At 29.4% G+C, this 25,786-nt stretch carries 30 protein-coding genes and 1 tRNA gene; 21 read left to right on the top strand and 10 right to left on the bottom strand.

The window, feature by feature from the left end; genetic code table 11:
* Nucleotides 1-111: 111 nt before the first annotated feature.
* From AC5SML_RS04405 to AC5SML_RS04360, 10 genes are all read left to right on the top strand, one after another.
* Entirely contained in the window at nucleotides 112-273 is a 162-nt protein-coding gene (locus AC5SML_RS04405; RefSeq protein ID WP_006996654.1) for a hypothetical protein, read from the top strand.
* Between the two features lie 45 nt (nucleotides 274-318).
* Nucleotides 319-1,593 (top strand): isocitrate lyase, encoded by a 1,275-nt coding sequence (aceA, locus tag AC5SML_RS04400; RefSeq protein WP_494616914.1) that lies wholly within the window; start codon nucleotides 319-321, stop codon nucleotides 1,591-1,593.
* 435 nt (nucleotides 1,594-2,028) lie between these two features.
* Nucleotides 2,029-3,048 (top strand): Fe(3+) ABC transporter substrate-binding protein, encoded by a 1,020-nt coding sequence (locus AC5SML_RS04395; protein WP_011282242.1) that lies wholly within the window; start codon nucleotides 2,029-2,031, stop codon nucleotides 3,046-3,048.
* Nucleotides 3,049-3,122: 74 nt separating this feature from the next.
* Nucleotides 3,123-4,739: an ABC transporter permease gene (locus AC5SML_RS04390; protein ID WP_494616912.1), complete on the top strand. Its 1,617-nt coding sequence runs from the start codon at nucleotides 3,123-3,125 to the stop codon at nucleotides 4,737-4,739.
* 4 nt (nucleotides 4,740-4,743) lie between these two features.
* Entirely contained in the window at nucleotides 4,744-5,802 is a 1,059-nt protein-coding gene (locus tag AC5SML_RS04385; RefSeq protein WP_018414277.1) for an ABC transporter ATP-binding protein, read from the top strand.
* A 19-nt stretch (nucleotides 5,803-5,821) separates the two neighbouring features.
* Nucleotides 5,822-6,520 (top strand): AzlC family ABC transporter permease, encoded by a 699-nt coding sequence (locus tag AC5SML_RS04380; RefSeq protein WP_494616910.1) that lies wholly within the window; start codon nucleotides 5,822-5,824, stop codon nucleotides 6,518-6,520.
* On the top strand, nucleotides 6,520-6,837 hold the full coding sequence (locus AC5SML_RS04375; RefSeq protein WP_494573867.1) for an AzlD domain-containing protein: 318 nt from the start codon (nucleotides 6,520-6,522) through the stop codon (nucleotides 6,835-6,837). Before AC5SML_RS04380 ends, AC5SML_RS04375 begins: the two co-directional genes overlap by 1 nt.
* A complete protein-coding gene (locus AC5SML_RS04370; RefSeq protein WP_494617647.1) occupies nucleotides 6,807-7,754 on the top strand; it encodes a DMT family transporter in 948 nt (315 codons plus the stop codon). The genes AC5SML_RS04375 and AC5SML_RS04370 overlap by 31 nt, the downstream gene beginning before the upstream one ends.
* Nucleotides 7,755-7,798: 44 nt before the next feature.
* Nucleotides 7,799-8,167 (top strand): TlpA family protein disulfide reductase, encoded by a 369-nt coding sequence (locus AC5SML_RS04365; RefSeq protein ID WP_494616909.1) that lies wholly within the window; start codon nucleotides 7,799-7,801, stop codon nucleotides 8,165-8,167.
* 137 nt (nucleotides 8,168-8,304) lie between these two features.
* Complete coding sequence (locus tag AC5SML_RS04360) at nucleotides 8,305-8,730, top strand: SprT-like family protein (protein ID WP_494573865.1); 426 nt, start codon at nucleotides 8,305-8,307, stop codon at nucleotides 8,728-8,730.
* A gap of 9 nt (nucleotides 8,731-8,739) precedes the next feature.
* On the opposite strand, the gene AC5SML_RS04355 is transcribed toward AC5SML_RS04360, so the two are convergent.
* Genes AC5SML_RS04355 through AC5SML_RS04345 form a run of 3 tightly spaced genes read right to left on the bottom strand, consistent with a single transcriptional unit; the run spans nucleotide 8,740 to nucleotide 12,063 of the window.
* On the bottom strand, nucleotides 8,740-9,753 hold the full coding sequence (locus AC5SML_RS04355; protein WP_494616907.1) for an MBL fold metallo-hydrolase: 1,014 nt from the start codon (nucleotides 9,751-9,753) through the stop codon (nucleotides 8,740-8,742).
* Nucleotides 9,754-9,789: 36 nt separating this feature from the next.
* Nucleotides 9,790-11,109: an MATE family efflux transporter gene (locus AC5SML_RS04350; RefSeq protein WP_494616906.1), complete on the bottom strand. Its 1,320-nt coding sequence runs from the start codon at nucleotides 11,107-11,109 to the stop codon at nucleotides 9,790-9,792.
* Nucleotides 11,110-12,063 (bottom strand): ADP-ribosylglycohydrolase family protein, encoded by a 954-nt coding sequence (locus AC5SML_RS04345; RefSeq protein ID WP_494616905.1) that lies wholly within the window; start codon nucleotides 12,061-12,063, stop codon nucleotides 11,110-11,112.
* A gap of 51 nt (nucleotides 12,064-12,114) precedes the next feature.
* On the opposite strand from AC5SML_RS04345, the gene AC5SML_RS04340 reads away from it, so the two are divergent.
* Both AC5SML_RS04340 and AC5SML_RS04335 read left to right on the top strand, forming a co-directional pair.
* Nucleotides 12,115-12,828 (top strand): class I SAM-dependent methyltransferase, encoded by a 714-nt coding sequence (locus AC5SML_RS04340; RefSeq protein WP_027307046.1) that lies wholly within the window; start codon nucleotides 12,115-12,117, stop codon nucleotides 12,826-12,828.
* Entirely contained in the window at nucleotides 12,804-13,508 is a 705-nt protein-coding gene (locus AC5SML_RS04335; RefSeq protein WP_018414271.1) for a formylglycine-generating enzyme family protein, read from the top strand. Before AC5SML_RS04340 ends, AC5SML_RS04335 begins: the two co-directional genes overlap by 25 nt.
* A gap of 3 nt (nucleotides 13,509-13,511) precedes the next feature.
* Here AC5SML_RS04335 and AC5SML_RS04330 read toward each other — a convergent pair whose 3' ends face one another.
* Nucleotides 13,512-14,039 (bottom strand): cytochrome b, encoded by a 528-nt coding sequence (locus tag AC5SML_RS04330; RefSeq protein WP_494616904.1) that lies wholly within the window; start codon nucleotides 14,037-14,039, stop codon nucleotides 13,512-13,514.
* A gap of 18 nt (nucleotides 14,040-14,057) precedes the next feature.
* On the opposite strand from AC5SML_RS04330, the gene AC5SML_RS04325 reads away from it, so the two are divergent.
* From AC5SML_RS04325 to AC5SML_RS04310, 4 genes are all read left to right on the top strand, one after another.
* A complete protein-coding gene (locus tag AC5SML_RS04325; RefSeq protein ID WP_006996671.1) occupies nucleotides 14,058-14,501 on the top strand; it encodes a cytochrome c in 444 nt (147 codons plus the stop codon).
* A 46-nt stretch (nucleotides 14,502-14,547) separates the two neighbouring features.
* Nucleotides 14,548-16,992 (top strand): GcvT family protein, encoded by a 2,445-nt coding sequence (locus tag AC5SML_RS04320; protein ID WP_494616903.1) that lies wholly within the window; start codon nucleotides 14,548-14,550, stop codon nucleotides 16,990-16,992.
* A 41-nt stretch (nucleotides 16,993-17,033) separates the two neighbouring features.
* Entirely contained in the window at nucleotides 17,034-17,261 is a 228-nt protein-coding gene (locus AC5SML_RS04315) for a hypothetical protein (protein WP_494616901.1), read from the top strand.
* Nucleotides 17,262-17,325: 64 nt separating this feature from the next.
* Nucleotides 17,326-17,402: transfer RNA gene (locus AC5SML_RS04310), tRNA-Met, on the top strand.
* Nucleotides 17,403-17,543: 141 nt separating this feature from the next.
* Here the strand turns inward: AC5SML_RS04310 and AC5SML_RS04305 are convergent.
* The 5 genes from AC5SML_RS04305 to AC5SML_RS04285 all read right to left on the bottom strand — a co-directional run bounded on the left by AC5SML_RS04305 (nucleotide 17,544) and on the right by AC5SML_RS04285 (nucleotide 21,331).
* Nucleotides 17,544-18,302, bottom strand: a complete 759-nt coding sequence (locus AC5SML_RS04305) for a pilin (protein ID WP_494616900.1) — start codon at nucleotides 18,300-18,302, stop codon at nucleotides 17,544-17,546.
* Nucleotides 18,303-18,305: 3 nt separating this feature from the next.
* On the bottom strand, nucleotides 18,306-19,172 hold the full coding sequence (locus AC5SML_RS04300; protein WP_027307041.1) for a PP2C family protein-serine/threonine phosphatase: 867 nt from the start codon (nucleotides 19,170-19,172) through the stop codon (nucleotides 18,306-18,308).
* Nucleotides 19,173-19,211: 39 nt separating this feature from the next.
* Nucleotides 19,212-19,571 (bottom strand): group I truncated hemoglobin, encoded by a 360-nt coding sequence (locus tag AC5SML_RS04295; protein WP_006996981.1) that lies wholly within the window; start codon nucleotides 19,569-19,571, stop codon nucleotides 19,212-19,214.
* A 188-nt stretch (nucleotides 19,572-19,759) separates the two neighbouring features.
* Nucleotides 19,760-20,377 carry a type IV pilin protein gene (locus AC5SML_RS04290; RefSeq protein WP_494587535.1) on the bottom strand — a complete coding sequence of 206 codons (618 nt, stop codon included), beginning with the start codon at nucleotides 20,375-20,377 and terminating at the stop codon, nucleotides 19,760-19,762.
* Between the two features lie 426 nt (nucleotides 20,378-20,803).
* Entirely contained in the window at nucleotides 20,804-21,331 is a 528-nt protein-coding gene (locus AC5SML_RS04285) for an adenine phosphoribosyltransferase (protein WP_006996677.1), read from the bottom strand.
* Between the two features lie 37 nt (nucleotides 21,332-21,368).
* Here AC5SML_RS04285 and AC5SML_RS04280 point away from each other — a divergent pair, with 37 nt between their 5' ends.
* The 5 genes from AC5SML_RS04280 to AC5SML_RS04260 all read left to right on the top strand — a co-directional run bounded on the left by AC5SML_RS04280 (nucleotide 21,369) and on the right by AC5SML_RS04260 (nucleotide 25,371).
* Entirely contained in the window at nucleotides 21,369-21,893 is a 525-nt protein-coding gene (locus AC5SML_RS04280) for a 5'-methylthioadenosine/S-adenosylhomocysteine nucleosidase (RefSeq protein WP_011282224.1), read from the top strand.
* Between the two features lie 112 nt (nucleotides 21,894-22,005).
* The gene (gene speD / locus AC5SML_RS04275) at nucleotides 22,006-23,046 is read left to right on the top strand and encodes an adenosylmethionine decarboxylase (protein ID WP_011282223.1); all 1,041 of its coding nucleotides are present in this window, start codon (nucleotides 22,006-22,008) and stop codon (nucleotides 23,044-23,046) included.
* 61 nt (nucleotides 23,047-23,107) lie between these two features.
* A complete protein-coding gene (locus AC5SML_RS04270; RefSeq protein ID WP_026225080.1) occupies nucleotides 23,108-23,959 on the top strand; it encodes a transporter substrate-binding domain-containing protein in 852 nt (283 codons plus the stop codon).
* Nucleotides 23,960-24,004: 45 nt separating this feature from the next.
* On the top strand, nucleotides 24,005-24,697 hold the full coding sequence (locus AC5SML_RS04265) for an ABC transporter permease (RefSeq protein ID WP_006996681.1): 693 nt from the start codon (nucleotides 24,005-24,007) through the stop codon (nucleotides 24,695-24,697).
* Entirely contained in the window at nucleotides 24,697-25,371 is a 675-nt protein-coding gene (locus tag AC5SML_RS04260; protein ID WP_271512242.1) for an ABC transporter permease, read from the top strand. The genes AC5SML_RS04265 and AC5SML_RS04260 overlap by 1 nt, the downstream gene beginning before the upstream one ends.
* Here the strand turns inward: AC5SML_RS04260 and AC5SML_RS04255 are convergent.
* A complete protein-coding gene (locus AC5SML_RS04255; protein WP_271481351.1) occupies nucleotides 25,365-25,754 on the bottom strand; it encodes a DUF6165 family protein in 390 nt (129 codons plus the stop codon). The genes AC5SML_RS04260 and AC5SML_RS04255 overlap by 7 nt on opposite strands.
* Between the last annotated feature and the right edge of the window lie 32 nt (nucleotides 25,755-25,786).

The raw sequence follows: 25,786 nt of genomic DNA, 5'->3' as shown, positions 1-25,786 counted from the left end.
ATAAGTTATTTGTAAATTTTGTAAATTTTAATTTACAATAAATTATGTTGTTTTACAAGGTTTTTAACGATTTTGTTGGAATTTGTAAATTTAGTAAATTATAAAGTTTACATGGACGATAAAATTAAAAATACTGAAAATGAAGCTCAAATCATAAGAGAAGAAGACATTTCTCAATATAATGCAAAAGGCATTTATATGAGAGATGATCACTGTGATTGGGGCTCAAGTGGAATGGATGCTTTAGTTGATCAAATCAACGACAGTAATTAATTCGTTCACTTAAAATATTTTCACAACATAACAGTAAAGGACTAAATGAGTGCTGAGAACATCTCATACGATTTAAAAAGATTTGCAGGAATTAAAAGAGATTATACCCCAGAAGAGGTTGAGAGATTAAGAGGTTCATTTAAAATTGAATACTCTATGTGTAAACACCAATCCAAAAAATTATGGGATTTGTTAAATTCAGAAAATTATATTAATACATTGGGATCTCTATCGGGAAACCATGCTATTCAACATGCAAAAGCTGGATTAAAAGCAATTTATTTAAGTGGATGGCAAGTAGCAGCTGATGCAAATACGGCTGGTGAAATGTATCCAGATCAATCCTTATATCCATATGATAGTGCGCCAAAATTAGTTGAGTCGATGAATAATGCATTAATTAGAGCAGATCAAATTCAGCATATGGAATTACAAGATGGTGAAATGAAATCAAATGATAGAACAGATTATATGTTGCCTATTATTGCAGATGGTGAAGCAGGTTTTGGTGGTCCATTAAATGTTTTTGAATTAGCAAAAAAATTTATTAAAGCAGGTGCGGCTGGAGTTCACTTTGAAGATCAATTAGCTAGCGAAAAAAAATGTGGCCATATGGGTGGAAAAGTTTTAGTTCCAACTAGTACAATGATTAAAAATTTAAAAGCTGCAAGACTTGCTGCAGATATTGCAGAGGTACCTTTAATAATTTTAGCAAGAACAGATGCAAATGCTGCAAAATTAATTACAAATGATTTTGATGAAAATGATAAACCATTTTTAACTGGAGAAAGATCTCCTGAAGGTTTTTATTATGTTAAGCATGGAATTGAGCAGGCTATCTCAAGAGGTTTAGCTTACGCACCTTATTCAGATTTAATTTGGTGTGAAACTGCAACGCCAAACCTTGAAGAAGCAAAAAAGTTTGCCGATGCAATTCATGAAAAGTTTCCTGGTAAATTATTAGCTTACAACTGTTCACCCTCGTTCAATTGGAAAAAGCATTTATCAGATGCTGAGATCTCAACATTTCAACAAAAAATTAGTGAGATGGGTTATAAGTTTCAGTTCATTACGCTTGCAGGATTTCATACGCAAAATATTGCAATTTTTGAACTTGCAGAAAAGTATAAAACAGAAGGCATGACTGCTTATTCTAAAATCCAAGAGCTTGAATTTGCTAGAGAGAAGGATGGTTACACAAGTGTTAAACATCAAAGAGAAGTAGGAACTTCTTACTTTGATGCAGTTTCAAATACTATAAGTAGTGGAAAAAGCTCTACAACAGCTATGGCAGGCTCCACAGAATCTGAACAGTTTTAATTATTCTTTAATAAGCTTTCTAAATGTGATTAAATATTTGGATGCTTATAAGTAGTTTACTTTTAATTATTCTTTATTTTTCTCATAGATATATTGTTGCTTGGATAATATTCTACAATAATCAAGATGAACGTTTTGGTAGCTCTATATGGCGTTGGTCATATGATTATCAAGTAATTGGGGAAAGAGACGTTTCAGATCTTGATGACAAGCCTTTTGTAAGAAAAAGAAGAGTTAGAAACCGCACTGTTTCAATAATGTACTGTAATTTCTTTATAGGGTTCCTTGTATTCATGTCTTTTCTTAGTAATTTGCTTATCCTGATATTAACGTAATTAATCGTTGTAAAATGCGTCAATAAATGCGATTGATAATCATTCGCAATGTTAATAATAAGCATTCTAAACTAATCAAGGGTAAAAAATAAAGGAAAAAATGAAAAAAATTATACTTATTATATTAACCTTGAGTTTTTTTAAAAGCATGACATTAGCTAATGAAGTTAATGTTTTTAGTGCAAGACATTACGATTCAGATATCCAGCTTTACAATAAATTTACATCTCAAACTGGAATTAAAGTGAATGTCATATCCGGCAAAGATAAATCTCTTCAAAAAAGAATTATAGAAGAAGGAAAAGATTCAAAAGCTGATCTTTATATTACAGCTGATGCTGGAAAGTTAGGACTTTTCGATTTAAAAGGGATGTTTCAAAACTCTATGTCGCCAGCAATTAAATCTGCAGTACCGGCAAACTTTAGATCTAAAAATTGGACAGGAATAGCTAAAAGAGCACGAATAATTTATTACTCTCCAGAGAGAGTAAGTGACAATGATCTTAATGGATTGACTTATGAAGGTCTTGCTGATCCTAAGTGGAAAGGTAGAATTGTTATAAGACAATCTAATAATATTTATAATCAATCTCTAGTAGCTTCATTAATAGATAATAATGGAAAAGAGAGAACTACTATTTGGGCAGAAAATTTGGTTAAGAATATGGCTAGAGACTCAAAGGGAAATGATAGAGCTCAGATTTTAGCTGTAGCAGCTGGCGAAGCTGATATTGCTGTTGCAAATACTTATTATTACGCACTTATGCTTTCTGGTAGTAAAGGTGCAGAGCAACAAGAGGCTGCAAAAAAAGTATTACCATTTTTCCCAAATCAGGGTGATAGAGGAACACATATGAATATTAGTGGAGGTGGAATATTAAAATATGCTCCAAATAAAGATAACGCAATTAAACTGTTAGAGTTTTTATTAACTAAAGATGCTCAACAACATATTGTTAATAATACGTATGAATATCCAATGATTGAAGGTGTTGAGCCTCATGGATTAATTACACAAATGGGGTTTAATTTTAAACAAGACCTTAAAACTAAAGTAGCTAATTACGGAAAAAATCAAGCTATCGCATTAGAGATAATGCTTAACGCGAAGTGGAAATAAAGAGGTTATAACACAGCGCGCTTTTAATATTAAGTTAATTACCCTGCTTGATGTTATTAGTGCGTTGTTAAAAAATGGGTAATAAGATTAACATTTGGTATTTTAGTTCTTTTGTCATATCCATAATTGTAGCTGTACCCATTATAACTGTATTCAGTAGTTTCTTTGAAACAACTGGAGGCTATGTAACAGTTTTAAAAAATACTTTTCTTTTAGATTATATTTATAATTCATTAATACTTTTGACAGGTGTTTTAACCTTAACTTTTATTATAGGAGTTGGTTGTGCTTATTTAGTTTCATTTTATAAATTTCCTGGTGTTAATTTCTTTAAATGGGCTTTAATCCTATCTTTTGCAGTACCAGCCTATATTTATGCATATTCATTAACTGCTTTTTTTGAAAACTATGGAACGGCTTTTTCAATTTTAAAAAACTTATTGGGCGAGGGAAATTACAACGCTCATATTCCAAAGTTTGATGGAATGTTAGGCGCAATAATTTCAATATCATTTTCGTTATTTGGTTATATTTACGTATTAACTAGAGCATCATTTCATTATCAGTCACAAAACTTAATAGAACTTGGTAAAAACCTTGGCTTTTCTAAGCAAAAATCATTTTTTAAGATAATCTTACCTTCAGCAAGACCTGCAATAGTTGCTGGCCTTTCGTTGGTTGCGATGGAGACCTTATCAGATTTTGGTTCTGTTTCATTTTTTGGAGTGTCGACTTTAACAACAGGTATTTATAATGCATGGATATCTTTTGACGATCTTACTTTAGCAAACAGGTTATCATCTTACTTGTTAATTTTTATACTTGGACTTTTTGTTATAGAAAATCTATCTAGAAAAAAAGCTCAATATCACACATCATCAAAAGGAGGGTTTAAATCAAAATCTGTAGTTCATTTATATAATTATAAATCAATTTTAGCGTTTTTATTTTGTACGTTAGTATTTTTCTTAAGCTTTTTATTTCCAGTTTTTCAAATGTTATATTGGACAATTATTTTTCCAAAACACTTTTTAGATTTAAATTTAATTGAATTATTCTCAAATACAATGTTGTTAGTTTTTTTATCGTGTTGCTTATTAATATTATTAGCCTTTATTTCAAACTATGGAAACAGAGTTTCAAAAAGTAAATTTTTAGAATCATTAAATACATTTTCTATTTCTGGATATGCAATACCTGGAATTATTTTAGCAGTTGCTTTTATAACATTTATTTCATGGTTAGATCTAAATATGATTAATTATCTTGGAACAGAAACGATTAAACCTATTTTTATTGGATCAATTTTTGGTCTGATTTTAGTTTACTTTATAAGATTTTATTCCTTAGCAAATAATGGAATTAAATCTGGCTACCTAAAGATTAATTATTCTATAGATGAAAGTGCTTATCTTCTTGGTTATTCAAAACTTAAAACATTTAAAAATATTCATGTTCCTTATTTAAAGAATTCTGTTTTATTAATAGGTATTTTGTTAACTATAGAGATAATTAAGGAATTACCCATTACTCTAATTATGAGACCATTTAATTTTGAAACCTTTGCAACAAAAGCATACATTTATGCTTCCCAAGATTTACTTGAAGCTGCAGCGGCCCCATCATTACTGCTTATTCTTATTGCAAGTTGCTTTATTTTAATTACATCTAGATATATCCTTAAGGATTAAAATTATGACAAAAAATTTTTTAGAAATAAATAATGTAACATTTGCAGCAAGTGCTCAGAGCAAAGTAAATAATGTGTCTCTTACAATCGAAAATCAAGGAGACATTGTTTGTTTATTAGGCCCATCAGGTATTGGTAAAACTACTATTCTTAGAACAATTGCAGGTTTGGAAAAAATACAATCAGGAAAGATTATCTTAAAAAATAAAATCTTATCATCTGATAAAACTCATATTGAACCTGAAAATAGAAATATTTCTATGGGGTTTCAAGACAATTCACTTTTTCCCCATTATACGGTTTTAGAAAATATAAAATTTGGTGCTGATAGAAATAAAAAGAAGAAGAAAGGCTTAAATTTAAATGAAATAAATAAGCTTCTTCATATCGAACACATTGCTGATAAATATCCACATCAGATAAGTTCTGGAGAAGCTCAAAGAGCTTCATTAGCAAGGTCTTTGCTATCTAATCCTGATTTATTGTTATTAGATGAACCTCTTTCAAATGTTGATCAGAACTTTAAAGAAGAAATACAGGTTAAATTAAAGCAAATTTTAACAGAACATAAAATTACAACAATTATTGTAACGCACGACTCATACGAAGCTTTTTATTTGGGAACAAAATGTGGAATAATTTTAGATGGTCAACTTAAACAATACGATGATCCGTATAATGTTTACCATTTTCCAAACTCAATAGAGGTGGTTAATTTTTTAAATCGAGGCATATTAATCCCAGCAAAAGTTACAGGTGAAAATAGTTTAGAAAATGATGATCTTGGAACAATAACTGGAGATTTTATAAAACATTATCCAAAAGGGTCTGAAGTTCAACTTTTATTGCAGCCTGAAGATCTAGAACATGATGATCAAAGTAACTTAAAATTAGAAGTAGTAGATAGAAAATTTAGGGGAACAAATTTTATCTACACCCTTAAAACTACAAGTAATAAATTAATACCAGTGTTTGTCCATTCCCACCATATTCATCAACATGAAGTAGATGAAAAATTTGGTATCAAGCGTCCTATTAATATTGATCATATAGTTTGTTTCTAATACAAAATCTTAAATTAAAATGAATAATAGATTAAAAACATTATCCAAAGGGATTATTGATGTAAGTCCTTTAATGATACCGGTAGTTCCATTTGGAATTATATATGGTGTTATTGGAATGGAGCTAGGTTTGAGCGCGTATATGACATTTGGTATGTCTATTATAATTTTTGGTGGAGCCTCTCAAATTGTCTTATTGCAATTATTTTCTGGAGGTGCATCATCATTAGTTGCAATAACATCAGTTACGGCAGTAAACTCTAGACATTTGTTGTACGGTGCAGTTTTTTCTGAATATCTATCTCACTTAAGGCTTACTTGGAAAATTATATTATCCTATGTGTTAATTGATCAAGCGTTTGCGGTCTCAAATATTTATTTTAAGAAAAATTTAAATAATAAGTATAAACATTATCACCTATTAGGTGCTGGATTTACTTGTTGGACAATTTGGCAAATTTCAACAATTTTAGGAATAGTTCTTGGATCAGTAGTACCTGAAGAGTTAGGGTTAAGTTTTACGATTTCCTTAACCTTTCTTGCTTTGTTGATTAATGATTTTAGAAAATTTAAGAACGTAATTGTAATGCTAGTATCAGGGGTTGTAGCAACCATTGGTTATAACGCTATTCCATTTCAAGCTTACATTATTGTAGCAGCACTATCAGCCTTATCAGTTGCTACTATAATTACATTAATTGATAAGAAGAAAAAATAATGCATTGGACAACAATTATATACTGTGGAATTTTGACTTATATGACAAGATTTTCTATGATTTTTTTTCTAAAGAGAGATATTTTGAGTGAAAAGACAAAAAAAGTTTTATCCTATGTTCCATCAGCTATTTTTCCAGCAATAATATTTCCTCCTATATTTCTTAATGCTACAGGGTCTATAGACATTGATAGTAATCCAAAGTTACTAGCAGCCATATTTGCTATTATCGTTGGTTATTTTAGTAGAAGTATTATTGTTACAATTTTAGCAGGACTAGCTTCTTACTGGTTTCTAATTTTTGTATATTATCAATAAAAAAGCCTATATTTACTCCCAAAATGTTTCCAAAAGTTAAAATTAACAATGAGTTATTAGGCATACTATATATGCTTTTATGTCAATTTTCTTTTGCAACAAATGATGCTTTTGTAAAAAATATATACCAACACTTCAATGAAATATTTGTTTTAAATCAGATAATTTTTATAAGAGGGATTTTTACATTATTTTTTATATTATTATTTCTCTACATAAAAAAACAATTAGATTTTAAATTAATTTTTTCTTCAACAGAACTAAAAATAAGAGGTCTACTTGAATCTTTAGCAGCATTATTCTTTTTTATTGGTATCGCTTTATTACCTTTTGCTAAAGTTTATATTCTATTAAGTATGGCGCCAATTATTTTAACTGCATTTGGCGCAATTTTTTTAAATGAAAAGGTAAGATGGAGAAGATGGAGTGCGGTAATTTTAGGTTTTGTTGGTGTTGTCGTGGTTGTTAATCCAGGTAAATTAGAGTTTGGTTATTATTTTATATTCCCAATTTTAGCTGCAATCATGCTTTCTATTAGAGATATGTACACAAAAAATTTTAAAAAAGATTATCACAGTCTACAAATTGCATTCATGACTTGTTTTGTAGTTACTATTTTTTTTGGGTTATTAACTTTTTATAAATTTTATTATTTTACTTTAAAAGATATTTTGATTTTATTCATTTCAGCTTTTTTCTTAGCAATGGGATATATTTTTTCAATTGCAACCATCAAGATTGCACTTGTATCGGTCACATCAACTTTTCGATATTCAGTAATTTTATGGGGAATAGTTTATGGATATTTCTTGTTTGATGAAGTTCCATCAGCTAGCAGTTATATTGGTGCATTAATCATAATAATTAGTGGTTTAATTATTATATCAAGACAGAAACAAATTGGAGTTATAAAATAAATTAAAGTGTTGTTAATTAACTTGGCAACTTATATATTTAAAATATGAAAAAAATCTTAATTCTAATTTTTATATTATTGTCATTTAACTCATTTGCCGTAGAAAAGAATACTACCTTTAATAATGAAATTTTCCAAAAAGCTCAACTCGATGGAAAAATAGTTGTTATAAATTCTTGGAATGAAACATGCACAACATGTAAGGTTCAAATTAAGATTCTAGATCAAGCCGAAAAAGAATTTACGGATATTCTTTTTCTAAGCTTTGAGCAAGAAAAGGACAAGACAATTGCAAAACAGCTTGGCATTGACTATTGGACGACAATTGTAATTTACCAAAATAACAAGGAAATCTATAGAAGCATTGGTCAAATGAATAAAGACAAAATCTATTCTGTTATAAAATCTCTATAATCATTAGATAACATCATCATAATAGAGTTAAAAATAATCGTATTTTAAAGATTTTATTATCTTGTAAGTTCTAAATTTAGTAGTAGATAATCAGAAATTATACCCATTTAGTAACGCTTATTCACCATATTTTAAAAATGAAAAAAAAGAAAATTGTTAAAGATAGCTACATAGTAAGAACAAAAAAAAGAATACTTAGAGACACAATAGAGTCTGAAAAAAAATATACTACTAATTTTAAAGACATTAGAAATTACTTTAAGATATTTAATAAATCTTTATTTAATAGCAAACTCAATCCGTTTAATGATGTAAAGATTAAAAGAATAGTTAGAGGATCAGGGCAATGTGTTGAATATATTTCCTATAGAAAAGGTACAAATAGATTTGTGCTCGAGATGATGCCTAAATATAAAAATAAAATGGAATTTTTAAATACCTTGTCACATGAGATGGTTCACTTATGGCAACAAACAATTAAAAAAGATACTGGTAACCATAATAAATTATTTTTTAGTTTTAGAAATAAATTTAAAAGATTAAATTTGAAGTTAAGTTATTAAATTCTAATTTTATAAATCTAAACCTTCTTTTTTCCAATTCTTAAGGCCACCGATTAAATGAAAACAATTGATGAATTGATAGGATTTTGATAATTGAACTGCTAGTGTCGATCTGTGGCCATGTGCACAGTAAAATAAAATTCTTTTATCTTTTAATGTATCTTTATTTTTTTGAAGGTACTCATTAATTTCTGGAAAACGAACAACCGTACTATTTTTAATCATACCATCTTTGTCTATTTCATTTTGTTCTCTAAGATCAATTAAAATTGATTGAGCATCATTTTTGATTTCATTAAATTTTTCTGGATTAACACCATTATTTACTTTTTGTTTATTAAAATCTATTCCTAATTGTAAATTACTAGGGACTGCAACATCCATCATACTTGGATTAGGTAAGTTTAAATTATTCATAATTTCAATATACTGATCTACAGAATTTACTTGAAGTCTTGGGTTAAATTTTTTTTCTTCTATTATTGTGCTGACCATCTCTCCTTTATAATCATGAGCAGGGTAAACTAATGTTTCATCAGGTAGCTTTAAAAGTTTATTAAAAATTGAATTATAAGAATCTCGTGCATTTCCATTTTGAAAATCTGTTCTACCGGTTCCTCTAATTAATAATGCATCTCCAGTGAAAACCCTATCATTCATTAAGAAGCTAAAACTTTCTATGGTGTGACCTGGGGTATAAATTGCCTGTAATTCTAAGCCATCAATTTTAATTGTCTCTTCATCGGCAACTTGCATTGCAACCACATCAGCAGGGGTTTTGTCACCCATTACTGTGACGCAATTCGTTTTATCTCTTAGTTCGGCAATACCTGAGATATGGTCAGCATGGATATGAGTATCAATAACTTTTACTAACTTTAAATCTAGTTCTTTAAGAAGCTTAATATATTGTTCAACATTTTCTAACACTGGATCAATGATTAAGGCCTCTCTTCCTTTTGCAGAAGCTATTAGGTATGTAAATGTACTTGAGACTTTATCAAAGAGTTGTCGAAATAACATTGATTTAGAATATCATCATATTGGTGCTAGTTAAATTTATTTAACTTTACGAAATCTTAAATAAATTTTGTCTAAATAATAAAATAAGGATAGAGCTCTTAATATCATAAACAAACATAAAGATAGCCAAATACCGGTATTACCCGTTAATTTTGTTAAATATAAAGACATTAATAAATAAGAAAACACTGAAAAAATCATGGCATTTCTAAGTTCTTTTGTTTGTGATGCACCAATAAATATTCCATCAAATTGATAACAAAAAGATGAAATTAAAGGCATGAGAATTAGCCATACCACATAAGATGAGCTTAGATTTCTAATACTTTCAATATCAGACATTAATTCAATGACGTATTTGTTAATAAAAAAATAAATTATAGAAATAATTAATCCAGTAAGTGTACTTAAAATAAAAGAGTTTTTAACAATCTTTTTAAACAAACCTATATCTTTTTTACCCAAAGAATATCCAACCATACCTTCAGTTGAAAATGCGTAAGCATCAAGAATGAAAGCAGACAAAAAGACCAAGTTAATTAAGATGGCATTGGCTGCAATGTAGTCTTCACCAATTTGACTACCAAGGTAAGTAAACCAAAAAAATGAAAAGGTTAACAATATAGTTCTAATAAATATGTTTAGATTAATATTAAAAATCTTTTTAAGCTTATTAAGATCTATTAATTTACTAATATCGATATTGATTTTAGACATTTTATTTAGATACCAAAATGTATAAATTAGAAAAGTTGCCGATATTAAAAGTGCCGAGATTAAAGTCCCATAAGCAACTCCTTTAATATTTAAATCAAATTTTGAAACTAAAATAATACTTAAAATTATATTTAGAATTGAAAAAAGACCAACTGCTAAACTTGAGATTTTGGTCTTTTGTAATCCAACAAATAAACCGGTTATAATGTAAAGTGTTAACTCACCAGGTGCTGAATAAATTCTTATTTGAAAATAATCCTGATAAAATTGCCTAGTCGTGTCTGATAAATTAAAAATACCCACACTTAGATTGAATATATAGTTTTGTAACAAAATTAAGATCAATGAAATTAGCAAAACAAAAACTAAATTTCGAACAACAATATTAAATATTTCTGTATAATCTTCTTTACCATAAGCTTGCGAAACCAAACCAACGGTTCCCATTCTTAAAAAACCAAAACTCCAAAAAATCATAGAAAATAAATTAGCAGCAACGGAAGTTGCTGATAAATATGATAAGTTACCAAGGTTACCCATTAAACCAGTATCAATAATACCAACAAGGGGAATAGCCAAGTTTGCAAAAAAAATTGGAATAGATAATTTTAAAATGTATTTAATCGATGGGTTTTGCATTTAAGCAATAAACTTCAGTATAGATTTAGCAGGATTTGTTTTCTTAATCCAATCTTGAGGAATACCTTTTAAGCCTTTGTAAGCTGCAAAATAAGCACCAACAAAATTAGCACGAGAACAATTACATCCACCAGCCTTAATGGTTTTTATAACCGCTGTTTTAAAACTTTTAGAAGTGATGATTGCATGTATACCTCCATTAAAAGTACCTGGATAACTACACGCCTTACCAAATTTCTTTACAACAAAATTATGAGGTTTTGACTTAATTTTTTTAACTTTTTTGATATTTTCAATAACATTTTTAAAGTATTTGTTTTTTATATTTTTTTTTAAAAAACTATTAACTGGATTCTTGTCTCCTTTATCAGCTAAATCAATAATCTTAAGTTTTGCCATAGCAAATTGTTCACTAATTTTGCCATTAGCAACCGTTCTTATAATTTGTTTTGTTTTCTGCTCTGAATTATTTGAAAAATAAAAGGGTAGGCTTGCACAATACCCATCAGACTCGTTAACTTTAGTCCCACCTGTGATAGTTTTTTTTAATTTAATATTTTTGATAGTTTCTAAAATATTTTGATGGATCCATGGACCTTTCATGGCTGTTTTCCACTTAATCTTTTTGTATTTTTTTCTTAAAGATAAATTTTTCCAATATTTTGACCCTGGTCCAAAATTTTTGACAATATTCTTTTTAAAAAGTTTAATAACCTCTTTATGATTAGTGGTCTTAGTTAATGTTTTAAACATTACTTGACCCACATCATTATATCCTGAAACTTCTCCTGTTTTTATAGAGTAGAACGGAGATCTATTTTGTTTAAAGAATGCAATATTTTTTTTTCCTTTAATATAAGATTTTAGTTTTTTTTCATCATAGACCCAATGCAAAGGTCGGGCTGCTGCATCTGCAACAGTTGCGCCAAGAAATATATGCAACTTTTTAAACATGAGTTACTAATACTTTATTTAAATATAAGTTAAAATGTTTTAAATTAGGTAATGTTAAGTATAAAAAATTGGGATAATAAAACTTGGATTTCATCAGCTAAATATATCCAATCATTCAATAATTTTTTATTAAAACAAAAAAAACTAACTAAACACTCAAAAATTCTAGATATTGGTTGTGGCCGAGGTAAGATAATGGGTTCGTTATCCTCTAAACTCAAATTAATTAATAAGCCTGTTGGACTTGATATTGAAAATCACAAAGATTTTGACAAAAGAATTAGTTTTAAAAAAATAAATGCAATTCAATATCTAGGAAATAATAAAAAGAAATTTGATTTAATATTAATTAAACAAACTATTCATTTATTTAATCTAAAAGATATTAAGAAAATTTTAACTTATGCATATTCTAGTTTAGAAGTAGGAGGAATTATTTTAATTTTAACTTTAGATACAAAAGATAATGAAATACCCACATTTTACTTGATGAAACAGAAACTTAACCAATCTTTTAAAAGAGATAGTCTTATTTGGAAAAAACTACTTAAGCTTAATATAAAAAAAAACACTGCTAGCTTTAACTTTAAGGTTAATATTAAGAAAAACGTATATTTAAAAATGATAAAACAACGCTATATATCTACTTTATTAAAATTTAATTCACTTCAAATTTCTAACGGAATTAATGAGATTAATCTAAATTATAAAAAAAATATTTTATTCAACGATAAGCTTAAATGCATAATATTTACAAAACTATAAAGTATTTCTCGATATTTATATTAATCTTACCAATTAAAGTATTTAGTTTTGAAAATGAGAAAATTAACTTTGGAAAATTTTCACTAAATAAATATGAAGTAACAATTATGGAGTTTAATAATTATACAATTAAAAACGAAGTCATTACAGAAGCTGAAAAAAATGGTGGAGGTTACGAATGGGGTGCTGGTTGGGTTAAACGTGATAATTGGAATTATAAAACACCTTATGGAAAAAAACCTGATAGTGAATTAGAGCCCGCTGTTCATCTAAGTAGATTTGAAGTTGAGAATTATTGCAAATTTATAAATGGCCGATTGCCTACATTTGAGGAATGGTCTTATGCAGCTTACACTCAAATATTTGCATCCAATAAATTTGATAAAGATAAAACTTATAGATACCCTAGTGGAGATATAGCTAAAGAAATGAACTCCCAAGGTTTATTAAATTATGACAAGCATGTAGATGTCACAATATTGCCAGAAGGCGTAAATGGATTAGTTGCTATGGGTGGTAATGTTTGGGAGTGGGTGGATGATCAAGAAAAAAATAATTCTTTAACAGCAGGGGCCTCCTGGTGGTATGGAGGTTCAAAGACCAGTATTAATGGAGCTCAATATAAACCCTCGAACTTTTATGCAATCTATGTTGGTTTTAGATGTGCATTTGATAATTAAAAATTATAAAATTCTCTTTAAAATATTTTCCCTTAATAAAAATTTATGAAACAGTACTGCTAAAATATGTAATGCAATTAATCCAATTAATACATAATTTGCTAATACATGAATTGAATAAAACTGTTCTGAGAGTTCAAAATTATAGGTTAGATTAACTTTTTTGAAAAAAATAACTAAACTTTCACCATTAAATAATTTCTTAAAAATACCCGATATAGTTATTGTTAATAAAGCTAAATATAAAAAAAAGTGGTTTAACTTTGCTAAAACTTTTTGACCAGGAAAAGCATTGTCATTGAAATTTGGTGTAGGAGATAATAGTTTAAAAGTTAGCCTTATTAGAGTTGTGTAAAATAGGATTAATCCAAATAATATATGATAATTTTCTATATCAACCCTAAATTGATCAAAGTCTAAATCAACCAAATAAAACCCCAAAGGTATTTGAATTAGTAATCCTGCGGCAGTTAGCCAATGGATTAATTTGGCAAGTAATCCATATTTTGATATGTTATTAAATATAGACATGTTTAAATTAAACATATTATGACATTAATTAAAAACACTTTATTTTTTATATTTATATTATTTTATAGCTTCAGTGCTTTTTCAGAACAAACGGTTGAAGAGATTATCAAAGAAAGAAAATCTATTTTTAGTAAAAATTACAAAACTGCCAAAAGAGTCCAAGGTCTTGCTTCTAATGGAAGTTTAGACGAAGCAAAAAAACTAATGATTGAAATGAGCGATAATTATAAAAGATTAATTGATCTTTTTCCTGAAAATTCAAAAGTAGGATTTAAAACAGAGGCTTTACCTTCTATTTGGGAAAATAAAGATGAATTTAATTTATTAATGACAAAAGCTTCAAGCAATATGATCGAGTTAACGTCTGTCATTGATGGGGCAGAAGATATGAAGGCAACTCTTGGAAAATATATGTGGAGTAGCTGTAAAGCTTGTCACTCAAAATTTAGAGCTGAACATTAAGATTTAGTTGTTTGTATTTAAAAATTTTAATATTGTTTAAATATAAATGTCAGCCGTATTACCAAAATCAGCTAAAGTAGTAGTTATTGGAGGGGGTGTTGCTGGCTGTTCTGTTGCTTATCACCTTGCAAAATACGGTTGGAAAGACACTATATTATTAGAAAGAGATCAACTTACTTCAGGAACTACTTGGCATGCAGCAGGACTTGTTGGTCAATTAGGAGCATCAGCCACTATTACACGGCTTAGAAAATATTCCTTAAATCTTTATAAAGAATTAGAAAAAAAAACTGGATTATCAACTGGATTAAAACAAAATGGTGCAATCACAGTTGCAAGTACACCCGAAAGATTACAAGAATTATTAAGACAAGCAACAGCTGCACAATTATTTGATGTTAATGTTGAAAGCGTTAATAAACAAAGAATAAAAGAACTCTATCCCGTTATAAATGATGATGACATTTTAGGTGGAGTTTATATGCCAGAAGATGGTCAGGCAGATCCTATAGGGGTTACTAATGTATTAGCTAAAGCTGCAAAGATGGAAGGGGCTCAGATATTTGAGAAAACTCCTGTTGAAAAAATATTGGTTAAAGACAAAAAAATTGTTGGTGTTCAAACTAAATTTGGCAAAATTGATTGTGAATACGTTGTAATTGCAACTGGGATGTGGTCAAGACAAATTGGAGAGGATATTGGGGTAAGTATTCCATTATATCCAAATGAGCACTTTTACATAATCACAGAACCATTAGATAAGTTACCTAAAAACTTGCCTGTTTTAAGAGACTATAATTCCTGTCTTTATTTAAAAGAAGATGCAGGGAAAATGTTAGTTGGAATATTTGAGCCTAATGCAAAACCTGCGTTTAAAGACAAAGGGGTGGTGCCACAGGACTTTTCTTTTGGTGAGTTTCCAGATGATTTTGATCACTTTGAACCTTATTTAGAAAAATCATTTCAAAGATTACCCATGTTAGAAACTGCTGGAATTAGAAAATTTTTTTCAGGGCCTGAATCTTTTACCCCTGACACGCAATATCTTTTAGGAGAAACTCCAGAGGTGAGTAATCTTTTTACGTGTTGTGGATTTAATAGCATTGGGATCGCAAGTTCTGGGGGTGCGGGCAGAGTTACTGCTGAATGGATGATTAATGGATATATGAATGAAGATTTATTTTCACTCGATATTAAAAGATTTCAAAAATTTCATTCATCTAAAAAATTTATTATGGAAAGGGTAACGGAAACTCTTGGTGATTTATATGGAATGCACTGGCCCTATAAACAACATAACACATCAAGAAATCAAAGACTTTTACCTTATCATGAAGAGTTAAAAAAAGAGGGAGCATGCTTTGGTGTATCTGGCGAATACGAAAGACCTATGTGGTATGCACTAAATAATGAAAAAGCAGAATATGAATACAGCTTTGATTATCAAAACTGGTATCCTTCAGTTGAATTTGAAACAAAAAATACAATTACCAATGTTGGTCTCTTTGAACTTTCTCCATTTTCCAAATATGAAATAAAAGGAGAGCAAGCACACAGTGAATTGCAAAGAATAAGCACAGCTAATATTAAAGATGAAATAGGAAGATCAACATATACACAAATGTTAAATGAGGCTGGAGGAATTGAAACAGACTTAACGGTTATTTGTATTGATAAAAATAATTTTAGAATAATAAGTTCAGCTGCAACAAGAACTCACGATAAAGCACATATTTTAAAACATTTGTCACCTAATTTAGAATTTAAAGATATTACTGATGATCTTGTTTGTTTGGGAATTTTTGGACCAAAAAGTAGAAATTTAATTTCAAAAATTTCAAATGATGATTTTAGCAATGAAACATTTAAATTTGGTTATGGCAAATTTGTAACGCTTGGTTCAAAAAAAGTTTGGGCCCAAAGATTGTCTTATGTTGGTGAATTAGGATTTGAACTTTATATTGAAAATAAAGATGCTAAAGAAATTTATCAATTAATTATTGAAGAGGGAAAAAATCATAATTTATCTCACTGTGGTTCTCATGCAATGGATACTATGAGAATGGAAAGTGGTTTTTTACATTGGGGTCACGATATTTCACCTGAAGAAAACCAATACGAGGCAGGATTAAATTTTGCAATAAGCTATAAAAAAGAAATCGACTTTATTGGTAAAGAAAGCTTATTAAAAATAAAAGATCAAAAAAAGAGTAGAAGATTTATTATGTTATCACTAAAGAATAGTAAGCCAGGCACACCTCTATTATTACACGAAGAGCCTATTTATCTAGAAGATAAGATTATTGGGAGAACAACATCTGGCAATTATTCCTTTAATTATAAAAAAAACTTGTCTTTTGGATATGTAAGCTCAATACATTCAAATGAAGAACTTTCAAAAATGGACCTATATATTGAAGTTGCTAAACAAAAATTCCCAGCACTAGTAGAGATCGCTCCCCTAAAAGATAAACGTGCTAGATTGTTATAATTTTAGTTGCCGAGTTTAAAAATTGGTGGTTAAATAATCTCATGCAAAAAACTTATTCTCATGACAGAAAACATATCAGTGAAAAAAAAGTTCATAAAAAAACTATTCCAGTACAGTATATTGATCAAAAGAGAATTGTAGACATCAATAAATTATTGAACCGAGTAAAAATAGATAAGAAAAACGAAACTAAAAGACAAATCGTTTTTTATAGTTCAGTAATTTTAGCATTAACTCTTTTTTCAACTTTTATAGTAGTTATAAAATAATCATATTGATCAAAAGTTGATTGATCTAAATTAAAAACCTATTATAAATCATCAAGAATTAAGTGGCGGGGTAGCTCAGTCGGTTAGAGCGCAGGACTCATAAGCCTGAGGTCAGTGGTTCGATTCCACTTCCCGCTACCAAAAATCAACCCTTATTTAAGGTTGAACATTTTCAAATATCAATTGCTCCACTCATGCTCTAATGAGAATTGGTCATTGCGTTATCTAGAAGAAGAAATAACAAGTGAGAAGCACGTGTTAGATAACAGATTAATTAAAAATTTAAGAACAAGGTGTTCCACTTGAACCTGAACATTTTCCACCTGCTTCATCTCTGATACTATTTTGATTTACTGCCCAAGAGCCATGGATACTTGAATTCCAACCACAATCAGATTGTGCTTGAGCTTGACTTTCTCTTTGGTCTCCACCTACAAGTATTTGATTATAACAATCATTTACAAATTCTCTCATATTACGTTGCCAGCCATCACCAGTGGTTGAAACAATTGTATTATCACACTTTCCATCAGGCGTATTCCATCGTCCTCTATCTTCTTTATAAGCAATCAACAACAATCTACATGCATCAGATGAAATAGGACATCCTCCACCGTCACCGAAACTTCCAAAATGTGAATAGCACACTAATTGAATTTGTCCTTTCCTATGTTGTGATTGCGCTAATGTATCAACTGTTACAGATTCCCATTCTAGATTGTATGGGTTTTTAAAATGACTAAAATGTTGTTGGACTGAAAATGCAAAATTATTACAAGTTGTATTTCCATCCATTTTTTCACTAACCATATTTCCATCTTCATCATATTCTGCAATAAAACTATCAAGACCATTGTTTGCAGCAGCTAATTCTAACTCAATTACTTTTGAAATTGTTTTCCAATTTGCAACAAGCACCCTGTTCTTTGCCATTTTAGTGTAACCTTGAAAACTAACAATACCTACACTTGCAAGAATACCAATGATGGCAACTACCACTAATAATTCAATTAAGGTAAAACCATTTTTAATTTTTTTCATTGATTAAATATTTTTCCCATTAATAGCTAAAATTGTAAGATCATCCTTAATTATACTTTGTTCTTCATTTGACATATTTTGCAATGCACCAAACGCGGAAATTTCTATAAAAATATTTTCCAATTGTGTTGCAATATCGTGATCTTTATTCTTATTTAACAAATCTATTATACCCTCAGCTTCAATTTCATTTCCTTCAAAATCTTTACTTTCGCTTAAGCCATCGCTGTATATATAAAAAATTTTATCCTTCAATGAAATTTTATTTAAAACACTATTTAAATCAAGATTAATAGGCTGAACTCCAAGCGGCGGAATTTTGCTAGAAACATGTTCAGTAATTTTTTTATTCTCTGAAATTATACTTTCTGAATGGCCAGCATTAATAAATTCAAGATTTTTAGATTTTTTATCGTATACAGCAAATATTCCTGTTAAAAATTTTCCTGAACGTAAATTATATAAATTATCATTTATTAATGACACAATTTCAATAAGACTCTTTTTTTCCTCAACAAGGATTTCAAACAATGAGGTAACTCTTGCCATAATGAGTCCTGCATCCACTCCTTTGCCAGAAACATCGCCAAGAGTAAAAAAGATTTTATCTCCTATATTTTTAAAATTATAAAAATCACCAGAAACATCCAAAGAAGGTACATTTTTTGCTAAAAGAATATTTTCCTCATTATTCTTTGGAAACATTAGTTTTTGTACTCTTGTTCCTTTTTTAAGTTCTTTTTCTGCTGAACTTTTTCTATTTAAAAATTTTAGATTTGTTTTTTCAATTCTTTCCCATGCTTCCTTAGGTGTGAGCCCTTGTTCTTTTGCTAATGCTATTAAGTCTTCCCAATTATTTATTTTTATCATCAAATAAATATTACCAAAATTTATTAATTATGAATTCTGTTATTTTGATACAATATGTTCTGAAAGTGGAGCGACAACACCAATGATGGTGTCAACATCTTGGCTTTCAACATTTAGTTCTTCCAAGGTTTGTTTTAGATGTCCAGCAACTCCATTAAAGTCTTCTTGAGATATTTTCATGCCTTGATGAGCAGTTTTCATATCAAGACCAGTATATTCTTTTGGCCCACCTAAAGCTTGGGAAATGAAATTAGTTTGGTGTGAAATCAAAACTTTCATATCAGAATTTGTAAAAAATTTTTTTAAATTTTCATCAGCCATAAGCTTTTGATAAAAATTAATAACAATTTGACCAACTGTTTTTTTTCCGCCATATTTTTCAAATAGTGTTTGAGTCATAATTTTAAAATATATACTTATATTTAATGTAATCAAAGTCATACTATGTTTATTTTGGGTTTTATTTGAAAGCTTTTAATAATTTTGATAAGTTAAAGCTGTTAGTGATTGGAACTAACTTTTTTTGCTCCACTCATGCTCCAATGAGAATTGGTCATAGCGTTATCTAGAAGAAAACATATAAATTTTCAATAGATATCAAATTCGTGTTCTATCACCTTATCACCACATCTAGTTATTAGATACAGTTGTCCCTCTGACTGCCAATTATTGCTTAATTCATTTCCACTACTATCTCTTTTTCTAAGAGATAATTTACCTCTCATATCATATTTATCTCCATAATAATATTCACTGGGTGTGTCATCATAAACATAACGACCAGTGTAGGGATTAGAAATCGTGTTAAGTGTTGTTCTTGAACCTATTGTTGAGTCTGGTTCTCTATGTCTATCTCGATTACTAATTTCAGTTATAGTAAGGTGGGCTATTTTTTCATTTGTCGTGTACCCAAGCTGAGACGAAACTGACATGCCGCCAACGAACATAGTATTACAATCATATTCCCAAACTTGTTTATCATTACCCCCTATAAAATTAATTGTTGGGTTAAGCTCACACCACATTATATTTTCATAAACAGATTTAACTATGGTTCTAAAATTACCTTTGCAAGCTGATTCTTTAGCCCCAGCTGTATACCCATTATAAGCAACAACCCCGACAGATGATAAAATACCAATGATGGCAACTACCACCAATAATTCAATTAAGGTAAAACCTTTTTTATTATTTATAACTTTCATTTTTAAAATTATAATTGATTTGATGTATCTTTTTATATCAAAAGACGTCCATTTTAGGTTTAATAAACTAATGATATTTAAAAACCACTTTCTCTTACAAGAATAGCAATAATATTTTTACATTCTTATTTACGTATAGATATAAGGAGTCCCATTTATAAAAAAGGGTGGTGGGGTCATAACAACTTTCAATTTTCGAAATCCACTTGGTACCTCTATTGATATAAAATCTGTGCTCCACTCATGCTCCAATGCTCCAATAGAAGTTGACTAGAGTCTAAGTTTATGTAAATCTGAGTCTAGAAAGAAAAGAGCAGAGACAAAGGAGTTTTGAAGATGTTCTTGCAGGATGCGTTGGTTCCAAGGGTCATGGCGCATGACTCATAAGCCTGAGGTCAGTGGTTCGATTCCACTTCCCGCTACCAATTAATGCCCTGGAAAATCCATTAAGTTTTCAACCTTATAACCTTTTTTAACTAAATTATCAGATCCACCTAGGTCAAAAAGATTAATTGCAAAAACAAATGCAGCAATTTTGGCATTAGACATTTCCACAAGTTTAGCTGCTGCTTCAGCTGTTCCACCTGTTGCTATTAAATCATCTATAATTAAAACTGAATCATCTTTGTCAATTGAATCTTTATGAACTTCAATAGTTGCAGTTCCATACTCCAATTCAAAATCAACTGAATGAGTTTCAGCCGGAAGTTTGTTTTTCTTTCTAAACATAATAAAAGGTTTTTTAAGAAGATAAGAAACAGCAGAAGCAAATACAAATCCTCTTGACTCAATTGCAGCAATTTTATCTATTTTATAATTTTTTGATCTTTCAATTATTTGATTAATACATTCTTCAAATGCATCTGCGTCTTTAATTAAAGTTGTAATATCTCTAAATAAAATTCCTTTTTTTGGATAATCTGGAATAGATCTAATATAATCTTTTAAATTCATGATATTAATATATTTATATCTTTAGTAAAAAAAATCTATGGACAAATTATTCCTAGCAGCAATTAAAGAAGAAACGATTGGATTAGACTATTTTAACCATGTTGGAGTTGGAAAAATTAATGCAACTTATAACACATTAAAGTTAATCAATATTTACAAACCAAAACTAATTATCAATTATGGTACTGCAGGTGCAATTAATACTAAGTTAAAAGGAATCGTTGAATGCACCAAATTTTATCAAAGAGATATGGATGTTAGAGGGTTAGATTTTGAATTAGGTGAGACACCTTTTGATAAAATTAAAGAAATTATTACATCAAAAGAAGGTTATTCTTGTGGAACAGGAGATAGTTTTGTTAATAAAAAAATAGATATAGAAGTTGATGTAGTTGATATGGAGGCCTACGCTATTGCAAAAGTTTGCAAGTTAGAGAAAATTGAATTTAAATGTTTTAAATACATATCTGATAATGCAGATGAAAATGCTGATAATGATTGGAACAAAAATCTAGCAAAAGGGGCTAGTGCATTTGCTAGTTTGATTAATACTCAGTTTTAATTTAATTAAGTAAAATATCAAAAAATTGATTAATTGTTGAAAATTATCAATACACCTATATAAAACCGAGCAACTTAATATTAATAAAAAATTATAAGAGGGAATAATTTTTATGACTAAAGTAGGCGAGCATATAACTTTAGACATCATAGGCACTACTCAAGAGTATGACCCTTCAGTTTACGAGAACGTAATTCGTAAAATTGCAAAAGCTGCAGAAGTTACAATTCTTGAAATTTCAAAGTATAAATTTGAACCGCAAGGTTTTACTATCCTTGCCTTATTAGCGGAAAGTCATATCAGTTTTCATACGTTTCCAGAAAAAGGAATTATTAGTTTTGATTTTTTCACATGCGGGAAGGTAAGTCCTTCTATCGCCCTCGATATTGTTAAAAAAGAATTTAAACATAAGAGAATTGTCACAAAAGCTTTTGATAGGGATACTAAGTCTTTATATCATGACATTTACAGTTCGCCTGGATTACAAAAATCGTATGTTGTAAATGAAGTTTTAGAGGATTTTAAATCTAAAGTAGGTCAACATATTGAAATATTAGATTTAGAACAATTTGGTAAATCATTATTTATTGATAACGAAATTCAAGTCGCAACAAATGATGAAGTTTTGTATAGCTCAACATTTGTAAACGCTGCTTTAAAATTAAATAAAGACATGGGAACAGCTGCTATCATTGGTGGTGGTGATGGAGGAGTTGCAAGAGAGTGTACGTCTAAAGGTTTTGATTTTATAGACTGGTATGAACTTGATCCAGAAGTAGTTGAGGTTTGCAATAAACACCTTGGAAGCATTGGCAATAAATCAACTGAGAAAAATTCAGTTAAATGTATTTGGGGAGATGCTTTTGAAAGTATAAAGTCTGTTGAAGACGATAAGTACGATAAAATTTTTGTAGATCTTAACGATGATCAGTTTTGTATTGATCTTGCTGCCAAAAATATGGACTCATTAATTAGAATATTAAAACCTAATGGAGTAATTACCGCTCAAGTGGGTAGCCAAGATAAGAAACCAGAGCAAGTAGAGAAATGGTTAGATGTTTTCAATAAGAATTTTGGAAATACAACTTTGGATAGGGTTTACATCCCAAGTTTTGACTGTTCTTGGAACTTTTCATCATCAATTAATCACTAAAAATTTCTTTTTAAATTATTAAAATTGTGAAATAAATCCTCATAATCATATGGAGGAAAAAATGAATATATTTAAAAAAACAATATTAAGTGTTCTTGCTTCTTTATTATTAATCGGAAATGTTTACGCTGATAAAATAAAGATTGGAACAGAAGGTGCTTACCCACCATGGAACTCTAAGGATGCTTCAGGTGCTCTTATTGGTTTTGAGGTTGAGTTAGCAGAAGAGCTATGCAAAATCATGGGTCACGAGTGTACTATCGTTGAACAAGATTGGGATGGAATGATTCCAGCCTTGTTAATGAGAAAGTTCGATGCGATCATGGCAGGAATGTCAATTACTGCTGAAAGACAAAAAACAATTACTTTTTCACAAGGTTATGCAGACGAAGTTGCAGCCCTTGCGGTAATGAAAGGTTCTAGTTTAGAGGGCATGGATACACCAGAAGGAATTAATTTAACTTTAGGTGGAAGTGCTGTTAAGAAAACTCTTAAGACTTTAACTGCTGCACTTGCTGGAAAAACTGTTTGTACACAAACTGGAACTATTCACCAAAACTTTTTAGAGTCGGGTGATGTAGGTAAAGTAAATGTTAGAACTTACAAAACTCAAGATGAAGTAAATCTAGACTTAACTTCTGGTAGATGTGATGTTGCATTAGCTGCAGCTGTTGCATTCACTGATTATGCGGATAAATCAGGAAAACCAGTAGTATTAGTTGGACCTACTTTTTCAGGTGGTGCTTTTGGTAATGGTGTTGGTGTTGGAATTAGACAAGGTGGAGATGATGCAATCGGTACAAGAGATGCAAAACTTCTTAAAGATTTCAACAAAGCAATTAACACTGCTAGAAAACAAGGAATCATCAGCAAATTAGCGATCAAGCATTTTGGCTTTGACGCTTCTATGTAAATAATATTTTGAAAAGGCGACTATTTATTTAGTCGCCCTTTCGATATGGATCTTTTATCATTCGGAAAAACAGGCTGGGGAGACGAGTTGTTTTATGCAACTCTAATGACAATTGCAGTGGCAGTTACTGCAATGTTAATTGGTTTTTTATTTTCATTAATCTTTACGCCACTTAAATTATCAAATAATAAATTTCTAAATTTTATTGGTAATACGTACACTACAGTAATCAGGGGCGTTCCAGAATTATTAGTAATTTACCTTTTCTTTTTTGGGGGTAGTGGAGCGATTATGTATGTTGCTTCAATTTTTGGATACTTTGAATATATTGAGATTAATGCATTTATTACGGGCTCAGTTGCAATCGGTATTATATCTGGCGCTTATTCAACAGAAGTATTTAGAGGTGCTATTCAATCAATAGATAAAGGCCAATTTGAAGCTGCCAAAGTTTTAGGGGTTAGTAAATTTGTACAATTTTATAAAATAATTCTACCTCAAATGTTAAGGCTTGCTATTCCAAACTTAAGCAATGTTTGGCAAATCACTTTAAAAGACACATCTTTAATATCAGTTACAGGTTTAGTTGAGATTATGAGACAATCTTATATTGCAGCAGGTTCTACTAGAGATCCTTTATTCTTTTATTGTTTTGCTGCGGTTTTATATTTGATGCTAACATTTTTAAGCATGAAGCTAATTAACAGACTTGAAGTTAAATATAGTAGGGGCTTTTAATGGATTTTGATTTAATGATCACAAGTTTACCAAAGTTACTTAGTGCTGCAGTTATTACTTTAAAACTATTATCAGCATCTTTAATCATTGGTTTATTTATTGGATTTTTATTTGCAGTTTTAAGATTAAATAAGAACCCATTTATTAATAAGTTTGCTTATGGATATTCTTATTTATTTAGAGGCACTCCTTTATTGGTTCAAATATTTATAATCTATTATGGTCTTGGACAAATTGAATGGTTAAGATCAACTTTTCTTTGGGTAATATTAAAAGAGCCTTATTGGTGTGCAATTATTGCATTTGCCTTAAATACAGGGGCTTATACTTCAGAAATTTTAAGATCAGCTTTTCAAACTATAAAACCTGGAATAATTGAAGCGGGTAAAAGTTTAGGGATATCAAGTAAAATTATTTTATATAAAATTCAAATTCCTGTAGCGATCAGACAATCTTTACCAGCTTATGGTAATGAGATTATATTAATGATGAAGGGCACATCTCTTGCAAGCACGGTAACCTTAATGGATATTACAGGAGTTGCAAAACATATTGTATCAACAACTTATAAACCTTTAGAAGTGTTTCTTTTAGCAGGTGGAATTTATTTATTTATGACTTTTATCATTCATAACTTGATAAAATATTTAGAAAAGAAATATAGTTTTCAATAAGAAGTGTATTCTTTAATCTCTTTAATCTTAGAGCCTGTGTGATTATTCATCTCTAATTTTATTTTAGCACGATCATCATTTAAAAAATGAACATCTCTTGATAGTTTTATAAATTTTTCAGTAAAATCAGAATTTTTTTCACACAATCGTTTGTCATCTTCTATCACCCATAATTTTGCATTAATATCTTTCAGTGACTTAAAAAGTGTATTAAGCTTTTCATCAGATTTAACATTGTTATCTAATTGATTTTTTAAAATACTGTGCTCATCATTAATAAATTTTAATTTTTCAGGATCTTTAATTTTTTCTTGTTTAATCTCTAAAATAGAAATTTTATCTAAAAGTTCACCAACTGATACTTCAACTAGAATTTTATTCATAAAAATTTATACTATGTTAAGTTGTTAGAAAT

Source organism: Candidatus Pelagibacter sp. PS_17, assembly GCF_059417945.1.
The sequence above is the reverse complement of the archived record's forward strand: the minus strand, read 5'-3'. Positions and strand labels throughout refer to the sequence as shown.